Here is a 17,442-nt window from a genome sequence, read left to right as displayed (position 1 = left end):
ACCCCATACAAGTAACATCGCCCTCATGACTGCCATCGCCTCTCCCTACATCGGGCGTTTCGCCCCCACGCCCAGTGGCCATCTGCATTTCGGCTCGCTGGTCGCAGCGCTCGCCTCGTACCTGGATGCGCGCGCAGTGGGTGGCCGCTGGCTGATGCGCATGGAGGACCTCGATCCACCCCGTGAAGAGCCTGGTGCCCAGGCTGCGATCCTCAAGGCGCTGGAAAGCTATGGGTTCGAATGGGATGGCGAGCTGGTTCGGCAAAGCGAGCGTCATGATGCCTACGCCGAAGTCCTCAATCGCCTGTTCAACCATGGCCTGGCCTACGCCTGCACCTGTTCGCGCAAACAACTGGAGCCGTATCACGGCATCTACCCGGGACTGTGCCGCAATGCCGGTCACGGTCCCGACGATGCGGCTATTCGCGTACGGGTACCCGAACTCGAATATCACTTCATCGATCGGGTACAAGGCGAATACCGCCAGCATTTGGGTCGGGAAGTCGGCGATTTCGTGATTCGTCGGCGCGACGGGCTATATGCCTATCAATTGGCAGTGGTACTGGACGATGCCTGGCAAGGCATCACCGACATCGTACGGGGTGCCGACTTACTGGATTCCACACCCCGTCAGCTTTATCTCCAGGAGTTGCTCGGCCTGCCGCCGCCGCGCTATCTGCATATCCCGCTGATTACCCAGCCGGACGGCAACAAACTCGGAAAATCCTACCGTTCTCCACCGCTAAACGAAGATCAGGCAACACCTTTGTTGCTGCGAGCGCTACGCGCACTGGGGCAACATCCGGGAACCGAACTGGCTTACGCCACGCCACGGGAAGTGCTGAGTTGGGGGATTGCCCACTGGGATGCGCTGCTGATCCCGCGCACACTGAGCCTGCCGGAGGCACAGCTGCTGTGATCACACTTGCAGTCGTGCGCCCATCCGTTACCATCGCCGCTCGTTTTCGGGCACGCGCATAAAAAAGAGAGGCCGGGATGTACATCTATCGCTTGGTCCTGCTTTTGGTAGTGGGGATCTACCTGTTTTCCCCAGCCATCATGGATTGGTGGATCGACGCCACAGGCGCCTGGTATCGCCCCTATCTGCTCTGGCTGATTCTGATCGTCGTGACCTTCATCCTGCAGAGCCAAAAAGATGCCGATGAGCTTTAGCCTGACCCAGATGATCCTGATCAGCGCCGCGTACCTGGCGGTACTGTTCGGCGTGGCCTGGATCAGCGAACGGGGCATGATCCCCCGGGCGATCATTCGCCACCCGCTGACCTACACCCTGTCACTCGGGGTCTACGCCAGCGCATGGGCGTTTTACGGCACGGTCGGATTGGCCTATCAGTACGGCTACGGCTTTCTATCCAGCTATCTGGGCGTCTCCGGAGCCTTTCTGCTGGCGCCGGTGCTGCTCTATCCGATCCTGAAGATCACCCGCACTTATCAGTTGTCGTCCCTGGCGGATCTGTTTGCCTTCCGCTTCCGCAGCACCTGGGCCGGTGCCCTGACCACGATTTTCATGCTGGTCGGCGTGTTGCCACTGCTGGCCTTGCAGATCCAGGCGGTCGCCGACTCCATCGGCATCCTGACCCGCGAGCCGGTGCAGCATCGCGTGGCCCTGAGTTTCTGCGCACTGATCACACTGTTCACGATTTTCTTCGGTTCCCGACACATCGCCACCCGCGAAAAGCATGAAGGCCTGGTGTTCGCGATTGCCTTCGAATCGGTGATCAAGCTAATTGCCCTGGGCGGCGTCGGCCTGTATGCCTTGTACGGGGTATTCGACGGCCCGCAACAGCTTGAACTGTGGCTGCTGCAGAACCAGACCGCCCTCGCCGCCCTGCATACCCCCTTGCAGGAAGGCCCATGGCGCACGCTGCTGCTGGTGTTCTTCGCCTCGGCGATCGTGATGCCGCACATGTATCACATGACCTTTACCGAAAACCTCAACCCGCGCTCGCTGGTCAGCGCGAGCTGGGGCTTGCCGCTGTTTCTGTTGCTGATGAGCCTGGCCGTGCCGCTGATTCTCTGGGCCGGACTGAAACTCGGAGCAACGACCAATCCCGAATATTTCACCTTGGGCATTGGCATTGCCGCCAACAGCAAGGCCTTGACGCTGCTGGCCTACATTGGTGGGCTGTCCGCCGCCAGCGGCCTGATCATCGTCACCACCCTGGCCCTGTCCGGCATGGCTCTCAACCACCTGGTGCTGCCGCTGTATCAACCACCGGCCGAAGGCAACATCTACCGCTGGCTGAAGTGGACTCGCCGAGCGCTGATTGTCGCAATCATCATGGCCGGCTATGGCTTCTATCTGCTGCTGGGCGCCGAGCAGGATCTGGCCAACCTCGGCATCGTTGCCTTCGTCGCCACACTGCAGTTCCTGCCGGGCGTGCTCTCGGTACTGTACTGGCCGACTGCCAACCGTCGCGGCTTCATCGCCGGGTTGCTGGCGGGGATCCTGGTGTGGATCGTGACCATGCTGCTGCCGCTGGTCGGCAACCTTCAGGGTTTCTATATTCCGCTGCTGAACATGATCTACGTCCTGGACGACACCAGTTGGCACATGGCAGCCATCGCATCGCTGGCTGCCAACGTACTGATGTTCACCCTGATCTCGCTCTTCACCAACGCCAGCACTGAAGAGGCCAGCGCCGCCGAAGCCTGTGCCGTGGACAACGTGCGCCGCCCGCAACGCCGCGAACTGCACGCCGCCTCTCCCCAGGAATTCGCCACGCAACTGGCAAAACCATTGGGCGCCAAAGCGGCGCAGAAGGAAGTCGAACAGGCCCTGCGCGACCTCTACCTGCCCTTCGACGAGCGCCGCCCGTATGCCTTGCGCCGCCTGCGTGACCGCATCGAAGCCAACCTCTCCGGCCTGATGGGGCCGAGCGTGGCCCAGGACATGGTCGAGACCTTCTTGCCGTACAAGGCCGGCGGTGAAAACTATGTCACCGAAGACATCCACTTTATTGAAAGTCGCCTTGAGGACTATCACTCTCGCCTGACCGGCCTGGCCGCTGAACTCGACGCCTTGCGTCGCTATCACCGTCAAACGCTGCAGGAGTTGCCAATGGGCGTTTGCTCGTTGGCCAAGGACCAGGAAATCCTCATGTGGAACAAGGCCATGGAGGAACTCACCGGGATTGCCGCACAGCGTGTGGTCGGCTCGCGCCTGAGCACCATTGCCGATCCGTGGAAAGAACTGCTGCAAGGCTTTATCAACCTGCCGGACGAGCACTTGCACAAACAGCACCTGGCCCTCGATGGCCAGACCCGCTGGCTCAACCTGCACAAAGCGGCGATCGATGAACCCCTGGCTCCGGGCAACAGTGGCCTGGTGCTGCTGGTGGAAGACCTCACCGAAACCCAGATGCTCGAAGACAAGCTGGTGCACTCCGAGCGCCTGGCCAGCATCGGCCGACTGGCGGCGGGTGTAGCCCATGAAATCGGCAACCCGATCACCGGTATCGCCTGCCTGGCGCAGAACCTGCGCGAAGAGCGCGAGGAAGACGGCGAGTTGAAGGAAATCAGCGGCCAGATCCTCGAGCAGACCAAACGCGTGTCGCGCATCGTCCAGTCGCTGATGAGCTTTGCCCATGCCGGCAGCCATCAGCACAGTGACGAGCCCGTCTGTCTGGCGGAAGTGGCCCAGGACGCCATTGGCCTGCTGGCCCTGAACCGACGCAATTTCGAAGTGCAGTTCTACAACCTGTGCGACCCCGACCACTGGGTTGAAGGCGACCCGCAGCGGTTGGCCCAGGTGTTGATCAACCTGCTCTCGAACGCTCGCGACGCCTCGCCTCCGGGCAGCGCGGTGCGCGTCAAGAGCGAAGCCGGCGAACACACGGTCGATCTGATCGTGGAGGACGAAGGCAGCGGTATTCCGTCGAGCATCATGGATAGATTGTTCGAACCTTTCTTCACCACCAAGGACCCTGGCGAAGGCACCGGTCTGGGCCTTGCACTGGTCTATTCCATCGTTGAAGAGCATTATGGACAAATCACCATCGACAGCCCGGCTGATGCACAGAGCCAACGCGGCACCCGTATCCGGGTGACATTGCCGCGTCATGTCGAAGCGACGTCCGCTGTGAACTGAGACCGTCGAGAGAATCGAATCAATGCCGCACATTTTGATCGTCGAAGACGAAACCATTATCCGCTCCGCCTTGCGCCGCCTGCTGGAACGCAACCAGTACCAGGTCAGCGAAGCCGGTTCCGTGCAGGAAGCACAAGAACGCTTCACCATTCCCTCATTCGATCTGATCGTCAGCGACCTGCGCCTGCCCGGCGCCCCTGGCACCGAACTGATCAAACTCGCTCAGGGCACGCCGGTGCTGATCATGACCAGCTACGCCAGCCTGCGCTCGGCGGTAGACTCGATGAAGATGGGCGCGGTGGACTACATCGCCAAACCCTTCGACCACGACGAAATGCTCCAGGCCGCCGCGCGAATCCTGCGCGACCGGCAATCGGTGCAAGCCGGTGGCGAGCCGGCAACCGGCAAGGCCGCCAATGGCGCGGCGAAATCGGCTACCGACAACAGCAACGGTGAAATCGGCATTATCGGTTCCTGCCCACCGATGCAGGACCTGTACAGCAAGATCCGCAAAGTCGCGCCGACCGATTCCAATGTGCTGATCCAGGGCGAATCCGGCACCGGTAAAGAGCTGGTGGCGCGCGCCCTGCACAACCTGTCCAAACGCGCCAAGGCACCGATGATTTCGGTGAACTGCGCCGCCATTCCTGAAAGCCTGATCGAGTCCGAACTGTTCGGCCATGAAAAAGGCGCATTCACCGGCGCCAGCGCCGGACGCGCCGGCCTGGTCGAAGCGGCGGACGGCGGCACCTTGTTCCTCGACGAAATCGGCGAACTGCCCCTGGAAGCCCAGGCTCGCCTGCTGCGCGTATTGCAGGAAGGCGAAATTCGTCGGGTAGGCTCGGTGCAGTCGCAGAAAGTCGATGTGCGCCTGATCGCCGCGACTCACCGCGATCTCAAGAGCCTGGCGAAAATCGGTCAGTTCCGCGAAGACCTTTATTACCGTCTTCACGTCATTGCGTTGAAGTTGCCCGCGCTGCGCGAACGGGGTGCTGACGTCAATGAAATCGCCAACGCCTTCCTCGCGCGGCAAAGCGCACGGATCAACCGCACCGATCTGAAGTTCGCGGCGGATGCGGAACAAGCCATTCGCCACTACTCATGGCCGGGTAACGTTCGAGAACTGGAAAACGCCGTCGAGCGCGCCGTCATCCTGTGTGAGAGCCCGGAGATTTCCGCCGAGCTGCTGGGCATCGACATCGAGCTTGCAGATCTGGAAGACGACGAATTCATCGGTCTGCCGCCGCAGCAGGGGAACGGCAATACCGGCAACACCAACCACGAGCCGACCGAAGACCTGTCCCTGGAAGACTATTTCCAGCATTTCGTTCTCGAACATCAGGACCACATGACCGAGACCGAGCTGGCTCGCAAGCTCGGGGTCAGTCGCAAATGCCTGTGGGAACGCCGCCAGCGCCTTGGCATACCACGACGCAAGACCGGGGTTACCAGCGAGAGCTGAACCGTAGCTGTCTCATGTGCGGGTAACACATGAATTTGTGAAAAAACTGTTACCTGAGGTTTTCCACGTAACAGAAGCCGGGGCTTACGGTAACGAAGCCCCGGCTTTTTTTCGCCTGCAAGAACCTTCCCAAGCGGCCTAAACCCTTGTTTTACTGGGCCTTGCAAAAGTTGGCACGCACCCTGCTATATGTTTGGTACAAGAACAATAACAAGCAATGCACAAGACAATAAAAATAAGACGAATCGACTCACGCACAATAAAAACAAGACGGCGAGAGGCGCAGCTAACTGATTCTTTTGGAGAGGCGTTGTATTTGGGGCTAGCCCCACGACCAGGCCGAGAACAACAAAAAACTGTCATTAGACAGAGCCTGTACTGGTTGGATCGCAAGATCACTGCAACTCAGCGACCAAAGCAATCCGTTTGCTCTTGACTCCCGATTGGGAGGGTCATGAAGGAAGCTTCATGACGTGGGCACTCAACAAAAACAAGAAGCCCGAAACCAAAAATAAAAATAGAGCATGCAACTACTTCTTGGGGAGCTTCGGCTCCCCTTGTAGTTTCTGCGATTTGGCGGCTCGAATGACAAACCCTGTACCTGCAGGAACGAGCATGCTCGCGAAAAACCTACTGACGCCGTTGGCCACCTGACACCCCGCGTTATCGTTGACCACCCTCGCGAGCGTGCTCGCTCCTACAAGGTCAATTTGCGTCGTCCTACACCATCCCCCGACTAAATGCTAGAATCCCCGCCCATCATGCGGTCATTCTTCTGTTATGGCCGAATATTCCTTCAAACAGTGCATCCCATGCTGAAGAAGCTGTTCCAGTCATTCCGTTCCCCCAAGCGTCCTGTGCAACACATTCGCAGCACGCCTGAAGTGCTCAACAGCGGTCAACACTCGCTGCAAAAGGGCCAATTCAGCCGTTACGCGGTGAATATCGTTGAACGCCTGCAGGGCGCCGGTTATCAGGCTTACCTGGTTGGCGGCTGCGTGCGCGACATGCTGCTGGGTATTACACCGAAAGATTTCGACGTCGCCACCAGTGCTACCCCCGAGCAGGTACGGGCCGAATTCCGCAACGCGCGGATCATCGGTCGCCGCTTCAAGCTGGTGCACATCCACTTTGGCCGCGAAATCATCGAAGTCGCGACTTTCCGCGCCAATCACCCGCAAAATGAAGACGATGAAGACAGCAACCAGTCTTCGCGCAACGAAAGCGGGCGCATCTTGCGCGATAACGTCTATGGCACCCTGGAAGAAGACGCGCAACGTCGCGACTTCACCATCAACGCCTTGTATTACGATCCGGTCAGCGAGCGCATCCTCGATTACGCCAACGGCGTACACGACATCCGCAATCACCTGATCCGTTTGATCGGCGATCCGAAGCAGCGTTACCAGGAAGACCCGGTGCGGATGCTGCGAGCCGTGCGCTTCGCCGCCAAGCTCAATTTCGGCATCGAAAAACACAGCGCCCTGCCGATCCGCGATCTGGCACCGACCCTGCGTGACATTCCGTCAGCCCGTCTTTTCGAAGAAGTGCTCAAGCTGTTCCTGTCCGGCCATGCCGCTGACACCTTTGAGATGCTGGTCGACCTGCAATTGTTCGATCCACTGTTCCCGGCCAGCGCCGAAGCACTGGAATACAACCCGACCTACACCCACACGCTGATCAGCGAAGCCTTGAGCAACACAGACCTGCGCATCAAGCAGAACAAACCGGTAACCCCGGCGTTCCTGTTCGCAGCGCTGCTCTGGCCCGCCCTGCCGGCACGCGTTCTGCGTTTGCAGGAACGTGGCATGCCGCCGATTCCAGCGATGCAGGAAGCAGCCCACGAACTGATCGCCGAGCAGTGCCAGCGCATTGCGATTCCCAAGCGTTTCACCATGCCCATTCGCGAGATTTGGGACATGCAGGAACGCCTGCCGCGACGCAGTGGCAAGCGCGCCGACCTGCTGCTGGACAACCCGCGCTTCCGCGCCGGCTACGACTTCCTGCTGCTGCGCGAAAGCGCGGGCGAGCAGACCGACGGCCTGGGCGAGTGGTGGACGGACTATCAGGACGCCAACGAAAGCGAACGTCGCGACATGATCCGCGACCTCAGCGGCAAGGATGACGGCACCGGCGCCCCGCGCAAACGTCGTCGCAGCAGCGGCTCCAAGCGCAAGCGCGCCGCCGGTGCTTCGAGTGCCACGGGCGAATAACCCATGGAACGCATATACATCGGCATGGGCAGCAATCTGGCTGAGCCTGCCGAACAGTTACGCAGCGCCATCGAGGCGCTGACGCAACTACCGCAATCGAAGCTGGCCGGGGTTTCCGCTTTTTATCAAAGTGACTCGCTGCTTCCCGGCCAACCGCGTTACACCAACGCGGTGGCCGCCCTGGACAGCACACTCGTTCCTCTGGCGTTGCTGGATGCCTTGCAGGCCATCGAGAACGGCCAGGGCCGCGAGCGGCTGGAGCGCTGGGGGCCACGCACCCTGGACCTCGATATTTTGCTGTTCGGTGACCGGGTGATCGACGAACCGCGCCTCAAGGTTCCGCACTATCACATGCAGGAACGAGCATTCGTGCTTTATCCACTGGCCGAACTGGCGCCTGCGGATCTGCGCCTGGCTGATGGCCGCTGCCTGCGTGAACTGCTCGCTGCGTGCCCGTTCGTCGGCCTGGAACGCTTGCCCCAAGCCTGACCCAATCCCTGCTGGAACAAATCCCTGTGGTAAGGGGCTTTTGTGGCGAGGGGACTTGCCCCCGCTGGGTCGCGCAGCGGCCCCAAAAAAATGGGCCTGCTGAGCAGTCCAACGGGGGCAAGCCCCCTCGCCACAAAAGTCACCTGACCACAAAAGCCCCCACCAAGCTCACCCCCACATTGCCATTGCTGCACGATCGTGCTGAATCGCATCAGTCCCCGCGGTAACACCGCACCCGTAACAACGCGGTAACACACGCAATTGACTTCCCACGTTCTCCTCACGACTATAGGCGTCCCGCTGCCGCCTACATGGCGTTTAAGGGCGCAATCCAGGTCTTAAAAGCACGAAACAAAACGTGCGCCTGTATTACACGAAGAATCACGCGCGTTACTCGCAGTAGTTTTCACAGCGCCTGAATGAGGAACTTTTTCATGCCAGCCATCACCCTGACCACCCTGCAAGGTCTGAAGCAAAAAGGTGAAAAAATCACCATGCTGACCTGCTATGACGCAACCTTCGCCCATGCCTGCAACCAGGCTGGCGTCGAAGTGCTGCTGGTGGGCGACTCCCTCGGCATGGTATTGCAGGGCCACGACAGCACCCTGCCCGTCACCACCGCGGACATGGCTTACCACGTGGCCGCCGTCAAGCGCGGTAACAGCGATGCGTTGATCCTCGCCGACCTGCCGTTCATGGCCTATGCGACCACTGAACAAGCCATGAACAACAGCGCGCTGTTGATGCAGGCCGGGGCGCACATGGTCAAGGTAGAAGGTGCATTGTGGCTGGCCGACTCGATCCGCCTGCTGGCCGAGCGCGGTATCCCGGTGTGTGCGCACATGGGCCTGACGCCGCAATCGGTCAACATTCTCGGCGGCTACAAGGTTCAGGGTCGCAATGAGAACCAGGCGCGGCAAATGCGTGCCGATGCCATTTCCCTGGAGCAGGCGGGTGCGGCGATGCTGCTGCTCGAATGCGTGCCGAGCGAGTTGGCCGAAGAGATCACCCAGGCGGTAAACATCCCGGTGATCGGTATCGGCGCTGGCCACCGCACCGACGGCCAGGTTTTGGTCCTGCACGACATGCTGGGCCTGTCCATTACTGGTCGGGTGCCAAAATTCGTGAAGAACTTCATGACCGGCCAAACCAGCATTGATGCGGCCTTGCGTGCCTACGTCACCGAAGTCAAAGCGGCGACCTTCCCTGGAATCGAACACGGATTCTCTGCATGAACACCGTAAAAACCGTACGCGAATTGCGGGCCGCAGTGGCCCGCGCCCGCAGTGAAGGCAAGCGCATCGCGTTGGTGCCGACCATGGGCAACCTGCACAGCGGCCATGTGGCGCTGGTCACCAAAGCCTCGCAACGGGCGGACTTCGTTGTGGCGAGCATTTTCGTCAACCCGCTGCAGTTCGGCGCGGGTGAAGACCTCGACAAATACCCGCGCACCCTCGCCGCCGACCAGGAAAAACTGCTCCAGGCCGGCTGCCATCTGTTGTTCGCCCCGAGCGTTGAAGAAGTCTATCCCGAAGGCATGACCGGCCAGACCCGCGTCAGTGTCCCGCAACTTTCCGAAGGCCTGTGCGGTGCAAGCCGTCCGGGGCACTTCGAAGGCGTGGCAACGGTGGTCAGCAAGCTATTCAACATGGTTCAACCAGACCTGGCGATTTTCGGCGAGAAGGACTTCCAGCAACTGGCGGTGATCCGTGCGCTGGTGCAGGACCTGAACATGCCGGTGCAGATCATCGGCGAGCCGACTGTGCGTGCCGCCGATGGCCTGGCACTTTCGTCACGCAACGGCTTCCTCAATGAAGAACAGCGAGCCGTGGCGCCAATCGTTTATCGCACACTGAGCAACATCAGCGATGCGATCAAGCAAGGCGAGCGCGACTATCCGGCCCTGATCGATGCGCAAGTCAAACAGCTCGAAGCGGCTGGGTTGCGCCCGGACTACCTGGAAATTCGCCACGCACTGACCCTGCGCCCGGCGGTTGCACAAGATCGCGACCTGGTAATTCTGGTCGCGGCGTTCCTGGGCACGACACGGTTGATCGACAACCTGCATCTGAACCTGGATATGCCAGCCTGAATATCGCCCCCCCTCTGTGGGAGCGAACTTCTGTGGTGAAGGGGTTTCTTTGCTGAAGGGGCTTTTTGTGGCGAGGGGGCTTGCCCCGCTGGGTCGCGCAGCGGCCCCAAAAAACAAGGGGCTGCTGCGCAGCCCAGCGGGGGCAAGCCCCCTCGCCACAAAAGCCCACTCACCACAAAAGCGCCCCTTCAACACACAGTCTCCCACAGCGGTTTTGTGTGTTTGCCGATTTCGTATTGCCGATTTCAAACCCTTCGGGCACATTGCCCACCGTTCGATTCTGACCTGGGGAAAAACACTCATGCACGCCATCATGCTCAAAGCCAAGCTGCATCGCGCCGAAGTCACCCACGCTGTGCTCGACTACGAAGGTTCCTGCGCCATCGACGGCGAATGGCTGGACCTGTCCGGTATCCGCGAGTACGAACAGATCCAGATTTACAACGTCGACAACGGCGAGCGCTTCACCACCTACGCCATTCGTGGCGAAGAAGGTTCGCGCATGATCTCGGTCAACGGCGCCGCAGCACACAAGGCAAAGGTCGGTGACCGCGTGATCATCTGCGCCTACGCCCATTACAGCGAAGCCGAACTGCTCAACTTCAAGCCACGCATGCTGTATATGGCACCGGGCAATGAGCTGAGCCATACCAGCAACGCCATCCCGGTCCAGGTCGCCTGATCTGACTGAAGTCCGGTCATTGCTCCGTTTGTCGGACGATTTGCAGCCCGATGTTAAAAAAGTGCTGGAAACAGGTCAGACAAAGTCAAGACAGATCACTGCGCTGGGTTTACTGTATTCGCCCTGCGCCATGAAACCCTGTCGGCGCAGTTGCCCGGACGCCTATACGCAGCGCTCCGGGATCTTCAGTGTTCAAAAGGCCGTTCAAGTAAAAAGGAAAAACGCAGCGATGGCGTACTACCGCACTCCTCACGACGTGACCGCTCTGCCCGCCTGGCAAGCGTTGAATGATCACCGCCAAGCCATGCAGGATTTCAGCATGCGTGAGGCCTTCAACGCCGACCCGCAGCGCTTTACGCAATTCTCCCTCAGCAGCTGCGGCCTGTTTCTCGACTACTCGAAAAACCTGATCAATGCCCAGACCCGCGACCTGCTGGTGGGGCTGGCCAACGAAGTCGACCTCAAGGGCGCGATCAAGTCGCTGTTCGACGGCGAAATCGTCAACTCCTCCGAAGGCCGCCCGGCCCTGCACACCGCCTTGCGCCGCCCGGTCGGCGACAAGCTGTCGGTCAATGGCGTCAACGTGATGCCGGAAGTGCACAAGGTGCTCAACCAGATCACTGACCTCGTCGGCCGTATCCACGACGGCCTGTGGCGTGGTTACACCGAGAAGCCGATCACTGACGTTGTGAACATCGGCATCGGCGGCTCCTTCCTCGGCCCCGAGCTGGTCTCCGAAGCACTGCTGTCCTACGCCCAGAAAGGCGTACGTTGCCATTACCTGGCGAACATCGACGGCAGTGAGTTCCACGAACTGACCATGAAGCTGCGCGCCGAGACCACGCTGTTCATCGTCTCGTCGAAATCCTTCAACACCCTCGAAACCCTGAAAAACGCCCAGGCCGCCCGTGCCTGGTACCTGGCTCAGGGCGGTTCGGAAGCCGAGCTGTATCGCCACTTCATCGCCGTATCGAGCAACAACGCGGCGGCGGTGGCCTTTGGTATCCGCGAAGAAAACATCTTCCCGATGTGGGACTGGGTCGGCGGCCGTTATTCGCTGTGGTCGGCCATCGGTTTGCCCATCGCCCTGGCGATCGGCATGTCGAACTTCAAGGAACTGCTGTCCGGCGCCTACACCATGGACCAGCATTTCCTGAGCGCACCCTTCGAGCAGAACATGCCGGTGCTGCTGGCCCTGCTCGGCGTGTGGTACGGCAATTTCTGGGGCGCGCAGAGCCACGCGATCCTGCCGTACGACCACTACCTGCGCAACATCACCAAGCACTTGCAACAGCTGGACATGGAATCCAACGGCAAGAGCGTGCGCCAGGACGGCACGCCAGTGTCCACCGACACCGGGCCGGTGATCTGGGGTGGCGTAGGCTGCAACGGTCAGCATGCGTATCACCAGTTGCTGCACCAGGGTACCCAACTGATCCCGGCCGACTTCATCGTGCCGATCGTCAGCTTCAACCCGGTGTCCGATCACCATCAGTGGCTGTACGCCAACTGCCTGTCGCAAAGCCAGGCGCTGATGCTCGGCAAGACCCTTGCCGAGGCCGAGGCCGAACTGCGCGATAAAGGCATGAGTGAAGAGGACGTGCAGAAACTCGCCGCGCACAAGGTGATCCCGGGCAACCGTCCGAGCAACACCCTGGTGGTCGAGCGCATCAGCCCGCGCCGCCTTGGCGCACTGGTGGCGATGTACGAACACAAAGTCTTCGTGCAAAGCGTGATCTGGGGCATCAACGCCTTCGATCAGTGGGGCGTGGAGCTGGGCAAGGAACTGGGCAAAGGCGTCTACAACCGCCTGGTCGGCAGCGAAGAAACCCCCGCTGACGATGCCTCGACCCAAGGGTTGATCAACTACTTCCGTGGTCGTCATCGCGGGTGATCTGACGGGGCAGCAATGCCCCATTCCCTGTAGGAGCCGGCTTGCTGGCGAAAAACCCGAGGGCGCCGCGGGCATTCAGGACGCCCGCGTCATCGTTAGCGTCCATCGCGAGCATGCTCGCTCCTACAGTTCGGCGCGCTCCCCTGTAGGAGCGAGCACGCTGGCGAAAAACCCGAGGGCGCCGCGGGCATTCAGGAGGCCCGCGTCATCGTTAACGTCCCTCGCGAGCATGCTCGCTCCTACAGTTCGGCGTGCTCCCCTGTAGGAGCGAGCACGCTCGCGAAAAGCCGGAGAGCGCCATGGGCATTCAGGAGACCCGTGTCATCGTTAGCGTCCATCGCCAGCAAGCCGGCTCCTACGAGGGTCGCGTAGCTCCCCTCTTGAACCCATTGGTCACTCGGCGCATCTTTATCCTTGTCGCAAAACAAGAATAAGGAACCGTCATGTTCGATATCAGCACGTTCCCCAAAGCCGATGCCGTCCGCCGGGCTGCACAATTGAGTCAAGACGACTATCAGCGTCTGTACCGCCAATCCATCGAACACCCCAGCACCTTCTGGGCCGAACAGGCCACACGCTTTCTCGACTGGAGCGCGCCCTGGGACACCGTCCAGCGTTACAACCTGAAGACCGGTGAGGCCAGTTGGTTTGCCGGTGCAAAATTGAATGTCAGCTACAACTGCATCGACCGGCACCTGGAGAAACGCGCAGATCAGGTCGCCATCATCTGGGAAGGCGACAACCCTGCCGACTCGACATCGATCACCTACAAGCAATTGCATGAAAACGTCTGCCGCCTGGCCAACGTGCTGAAAAGCCGTGGCGTGAAAAAAGGCGACCGCGTGTGTATCTACATGCCGATGATTCCCGAGGCTGCCTACGCCATGCTTGCCTGTACCCGCATCGGCGCAGTGCACTCGGTGGTGTTCGGCGGTTTCTCTCCGGACTCGTTGCGCGACCGTATTCTCGATGCCGACTGCCGCACCGTGATCACCGCAGACGAAGGCGTGCGTGGCGGCAGGCCCGTGCCACTCAAGCAAAACGTCGACAAGGCGCTGCAAAGCTGCCCGGACGTTAGCACCGTGCTGATGATCGAGCGCAGTAATGTACAAGTGAACTGGGTCGAAGGACGGGACCTCAAGTACCAGCAGGCCCTGCGCGACGTCAGCGCCGATTGCCCGCCCGAGCCAATGGATGCCGAAGACCCGCTGTTCATCCTCTACACCTCTGGCAGCACCGGCAAACCCAAAGGCGTACTGCACACCACTGGCGGCTACCTGCTGCAAGCGGCGATGACCTTCAAGTACGTGCTCGATTACCGCGAGGGCGAAGTCTTCTGGTGCACCGCCGACGTCGGTTGGGTCACTGGCCACAGCTACATCGTCTACGGTCCGCTGGCCAACGGCGCTACCACACTGATCTTCGAGGGCGTACCGAGCTACCCGACAACCTCACGCTTCTGGCAGGTGATCGACAAACACAAGGTGAACATTTTCTACACCGCCCCCACAGCCCTGCGCTCGTTGATGCGCGAAGGGCCCGCGGCATTGAAGGGAACCTCCCGCGCCAGCGTCAGGCTACTCGGTACGGTCGGCGAGCCGATCAATCCGGAAGCCTGGCAATGGTATTTCCATGAGGTCGGCGAAGAGCGCTGCCCAATCGTCGATACCTGGTGGCAGACCGAAACCGGCGGCATCATGCTCAGCCCGCTGGTGAGCGCCCGATACATCAAGCCCGGCAGCGCCACAAAGCCGATGTTCGGTGTACAACCGGTACTGCTTGACGAGCACGGCAAGGAAATCAAAGGCCCCGGCAGCGGCGTACTCGCCATTAAATCCAGTTGGCCGGCGCAGATCCGCAGCGTCTACCGCGACCCACAGCGCATGGTCGACACCTATTTCAAGCCGTATCCCGGTTACTACTTCACCGGCGATGGCGCGCGGCGCGATGAAGATGGTGACTACTGGATCACCGGGCGCATTGACGATGTGATCAACGTCTCAGGCCACCGTATCGGCACCGCCGAAGTGGAAAGCGCCCTGGTGCTGCACGACAGCATCGCCGAGGCCGCTGCAGTCGGTTACCCACACGACATCAAGGGCCAGGGCATCTATGTCTTCGTCACCCCCATGAACGGCGTCGAAGCCAACGATGAACTGAAGAAAGAATTGCTGGCCCTGGTCAGCAAGGAAATCGGCAGTTTCGCCAAACCGGACTTGATCCAGTGGGCACCGGCCTTGCCGAAAACCCGCTCAGGCAAGATCATGCGGCGTATCCTGCGCAAGATCGCCTGCAACGAACTGGACAGCCTGGGCGATACCTCGACCCTGGCCGATCCGAGCGTGGTGCAGGGTCTGATCGACAAACGCCTGAACCAATAACCTGCTGGCCATTGCAGGAGCGAGCCGGCTCGCTCCTGCAGAGAACTACAGAGTCGCCATGGAATTCATTCGCACCCGTATCGAAACCCAGATCATGAGCCTCACCGGATTGTCCCTGGGCAAGCTCGACCTGGAAAACCCCAAGGGCGATCCCGGCCTGTTCGGGCCCGACTCGGTGAGCTGGCAGGTTCACGGCGACTTCAGCAGCATGCTGATCGGCGGTATCAGCGCCTTGATGCTGCAGGCCCTGCACCCGCTGGCCCTGGCCGGTGTGTGGGACCACTCCAATTTTCGCGAAGACATGCTCGGCCGGTTGCGCCGCACCGGGCAGTTCATCTCCGGCACCACCTTTGGCTCAAGTCAGGACGCCGATTGGCTGATCGAAAAAGTGCGCACCATCCACCTGCAAGTGACCGGCACTGCGCCCGACGGCCGCGCCTACGCCGCCAGCGACCCCGAGTTGCTGACCTGGGTGCATGTGGCCGAGGTCAGCAACTTCCTTGCCGCGCATCTACGCTACCGAAATCCGCACTTGTCCCCCGCCGATCAGGATCGCTATTACGCAGAAATCGCACTGGTCGCCGAACGCCTGGGTGCCTGCAATGTGCCCCGCTCCCGGAAGGAAGTTTGCGCTTATCTGGAGCGCATGCGCCCGCAGTTGCTGTGCGACGAACGCAGCCGCGAAGTGTTGCGTTTGTTGTTGAACGCCCCCTCCCCCAGTCGTCTGGCCAGGCCATTCGGCGGGTTGATGATGCAAGCCGGGATCGACCTGCTGCCGGACTGGGCCAGCGACATGCTCGGCGTCAGCCAGAGCCCGCTGCAGCGCAAACTGATCCGCGCCAGCGTCAATCGCAGTGCGCCCATGCTGCGCTGGGCGGTGCGTAACGGCTCGGTGCAACGGGCCAGACGGCGCATGGGCCTGCTGACCTGATAGTCTTTTGTGGGAGTGTGGCTTGCCCGCGATGGCCACGCTATGGTTCAACTGACAAACCGCATTATCGTTCATCGCGGGCGAGCCACGCTCCCACAAGGGCCAGCTCTTACAGTGCTCAAGCTGTTAAACTCCCGCGCCAAATTCCTCCTGCAAGGCGCCCAGCATGTCTTCCTTGAATCAGGCGCTGCGCGCCGCCCTCGATCAACGCCAGGACCTGCTCGCCGAGCTGCACCAGCAAGGCACCGATTGCTATCGCCTGTTCCATGGCAGCCAGGAAGGCGCTGGCGGCCTGACCATCGACCGCTACGGCCCGCAACTGCTGGTGCAAAGTTTCCACCTGTCGCTGGAGCGTGAGGCGCTGCTGCAACTGCACGAAATCGTCAATCAACACCTGGGGTTCGAAACCCTGCTGGTCTACAACGATCGTTCCCGTGGCAACTCGCGCATCGACCGTGAAGACAACGTCTACCGCGCCGACGATGCAGCACTGCAAGACCTGATTGGCCACGAATGGGGTCTCAATTATCGGGTTCGCGGCCGCCACGCCGGACAGGATCCTCTGCTGTTTCTCGACCTGCGCAACACCCGCGGCTGGGTCAAGGATCACAGCAAAAACAAAAGTGTGCTGAACCTGTTCGCCTACACCTGTGGCGTCGGCCTGAGCGCCGCTGCCGGTGGCGCGCGCGAGGTGTGCAACCTGGACTTCGCCGAAGGCAACCTCGCGGTTGGCCGGGAAAACGGCCTGCTCAATCCGCAACTGCCGACCATGGAATTCATCCAGTCCGACTACTTCCCGGCCATTCGGCAGTTGGCCGGCCTGCCCATCAGCCAGCGTCGCGGGCAGAAACTGCCAGGCTATCAACGCCTGGAACAGCGTCAGTACGATCTGGTACTGCTCGACCCACCGGCCTGGGCCAAGAGCGCGTTCGGCACCGTTGACCTGCTGCGTGACTACCAGAGTCTGCTGAAGCCGGCGCTGCTGACCACTGCCGACAACGGCGTGCTGATCTGTTGCAACAACCTGGCAAAAGTCGGCATGGACGAGTGGCGCGAACAGGTTTTGCGCTGCGCCGAAAAGGCCGGGCGCCCGGTGCGTGAATGGACAGTGATGAAACCCGGTGGCGATTTCCCGTCCATGGACCAGCAACCACCACTGAAAACCCTGATTCTGCAGCTGTGATTTG

At 60.6% G+C, this 17,442-nt stretch carries 13 protein-coding genes; all 13 read left to right on the top strand.

All coding sequences use genetic code 11. From position 1 onward, the window contains the following. Positions 1-34 precede the first annotated feature (34 nt). A complete protein-coding gene (gluQRS, locus tag AC07OG_RS15550; protein ID WP_177336995.1) occupies positions 35-919 on the top strand; it encodes a tRNA glutamyl-Q(34) synthetase GluQRS in 885 nt (294 codons plus the stop codon). Positions 920-996: 77 nt separating this feature from the next. After that, positions 997-1,173: a hypothetical protein gene (locus AC07OG_RS15545; protein WP_003176118.1), complete on the top strand. Its 177-nt coding sequence runs from the start codon at positions 997-999 to the stop codon at positions 1,171-1,173. Next, on the top strand, positions 1,157-4,111 hold the full coding sequence (locus AC07OG_RS15540; RefSeq protein ID WP_495067415.1) for a sensor histidine kinase: 2,955 nt from the start codon (positions 1,157-1,159) through the stop codon (positions 4,109-4,111). Before AC07OG_RS15545 ends, AC07OG_RS15540 begins: the two co-directional genes overlap by 17 nt. A gap of 22 nt (positions 4,112-4,133) precedes the next feature. After that, positions 4,134-5,573, top strand: a complete 1,440-nt coding sequence (locus AC07OG_RS15535; RefSeq protein ID WP_060543376.1) for a sigma-54-dependent transcriptional regulator — start codon at positions 4,134-4,136, stop codon at positions 5,571-5,573. An 812-nt stretch (positions 5,574-6,385) separates the two neighbouring features. Further along, the gene (locus tag AC07OG_RS15530) at positions 6,386-7,786 is read left to right on the top strand and encodes a polynucleotide adenylyltransferase PcnB (RefSeq protein ID WP_060543375.1); all 1,401 of its coding nucleotides are present in this window, start codon (positions 6,386-6,388) and stop codon (positions 7,784-7,786) included. Positions 7,787-7,789: 3 nt separating this feature from the next. Beyond that, complete coding sequence (gene folK / locus AC07OG_RS15525) at positions 7,790-8,275, top strand: 2-amino-4-hydroxy-6-hydroxymethyldihydropteridine diphosphokinase (protein ID WP_495067414.1); 486 nt, start codon at positions 7,790-7,792, stop codon at positions 8,273-8,275. 434 nt (positions 8,276-8,709) lie between these two features. Further along, on the top strand, positions 8,710-9,510 hold the full coding sequence (gene panB, locus AC07OG_RS15520) for a 3-methyl-2-oxobutanoate hydroxymethyltransferase (RefSeq protein WP_060543373.1): 801 nt from the start codon (positions 8,710-8,712) through the stop codon (positions 9,508-9,510). Next, entirely contained in the window at positions 9,507-10,367 is an 861-nt protein-coding gene (gene panC, locus AC07OG_RS15515; RefSeq protein WP_495067413.1) for a pantoate--beta-alanine ligase, read from the top strand. Before panB ends, panC begins: the two co-directional genes overlap by 4 nt. 301 nt (positions 10,368-10,668) lie before the next feature. Next, a complete protein-coding gene (gene panD, locus AC07OG_RS15510) occupies positions 10,669-11,049 on the top strand; it encodes an aspartate 1-decarboxylase (RefSeq protein ID WP_003228271.1) in 381 nt (126 codons plus the stop codon). A gap of 229 nt (positions 11,050-11,278) precedes the next feature. Next, positions 11,279-12,943, top strand: coding sequence for a glucose-6-phosphate isomerase (pgi, locus tag AC07OG_RS15505; protein ID WP_495067412.1), 1,665 nt, complete (start codon positions 11,279-11,281; stop codon positions 12,941-12,943). A 443-nt stretch (positions 12,944-13,386) separates the two neighbouring features. Beyond that, entirely contained in the window at positions 13,387-15,324 is a 1,938-nt protein-coding gene (acs, locus tag AC07OG_RS15500) for an acetate--CoA ligase (RefSeq protein ID WP_495067411.1), read from the top strand. 58 nt (positions 15,325-15,382) lie between these two features. Further along, entirely contained in the window at positions 15,383-16,255 is an 873-nt protein-coding gene (locus tag AC07OG_RS15495) for an oxygenase MpaB family protein (protein ID WP_495067410.1), read from the top strand. Between the two features lie 166 nt (positions 16,256-16,421). Continuing rightward, entirely contained in the window at positions 16,422-17,438 is a 1,017-nt protein-coding gene (locus AC07OG_RS15490; RefSeq protein ID WP_495067409.1) for a class I SAM-dependent rRNA methyltransferase, read from the top strand. Positions 17,439-17,442: the final 4 nt, after the last annotated feature.

This window comes from Pseudomonas sp. GW821-FHT09H03 (assembly GCF_059415945.1).
This window is presented reverse-complemented; position numbering and strand designations above follow the sequence as displayed.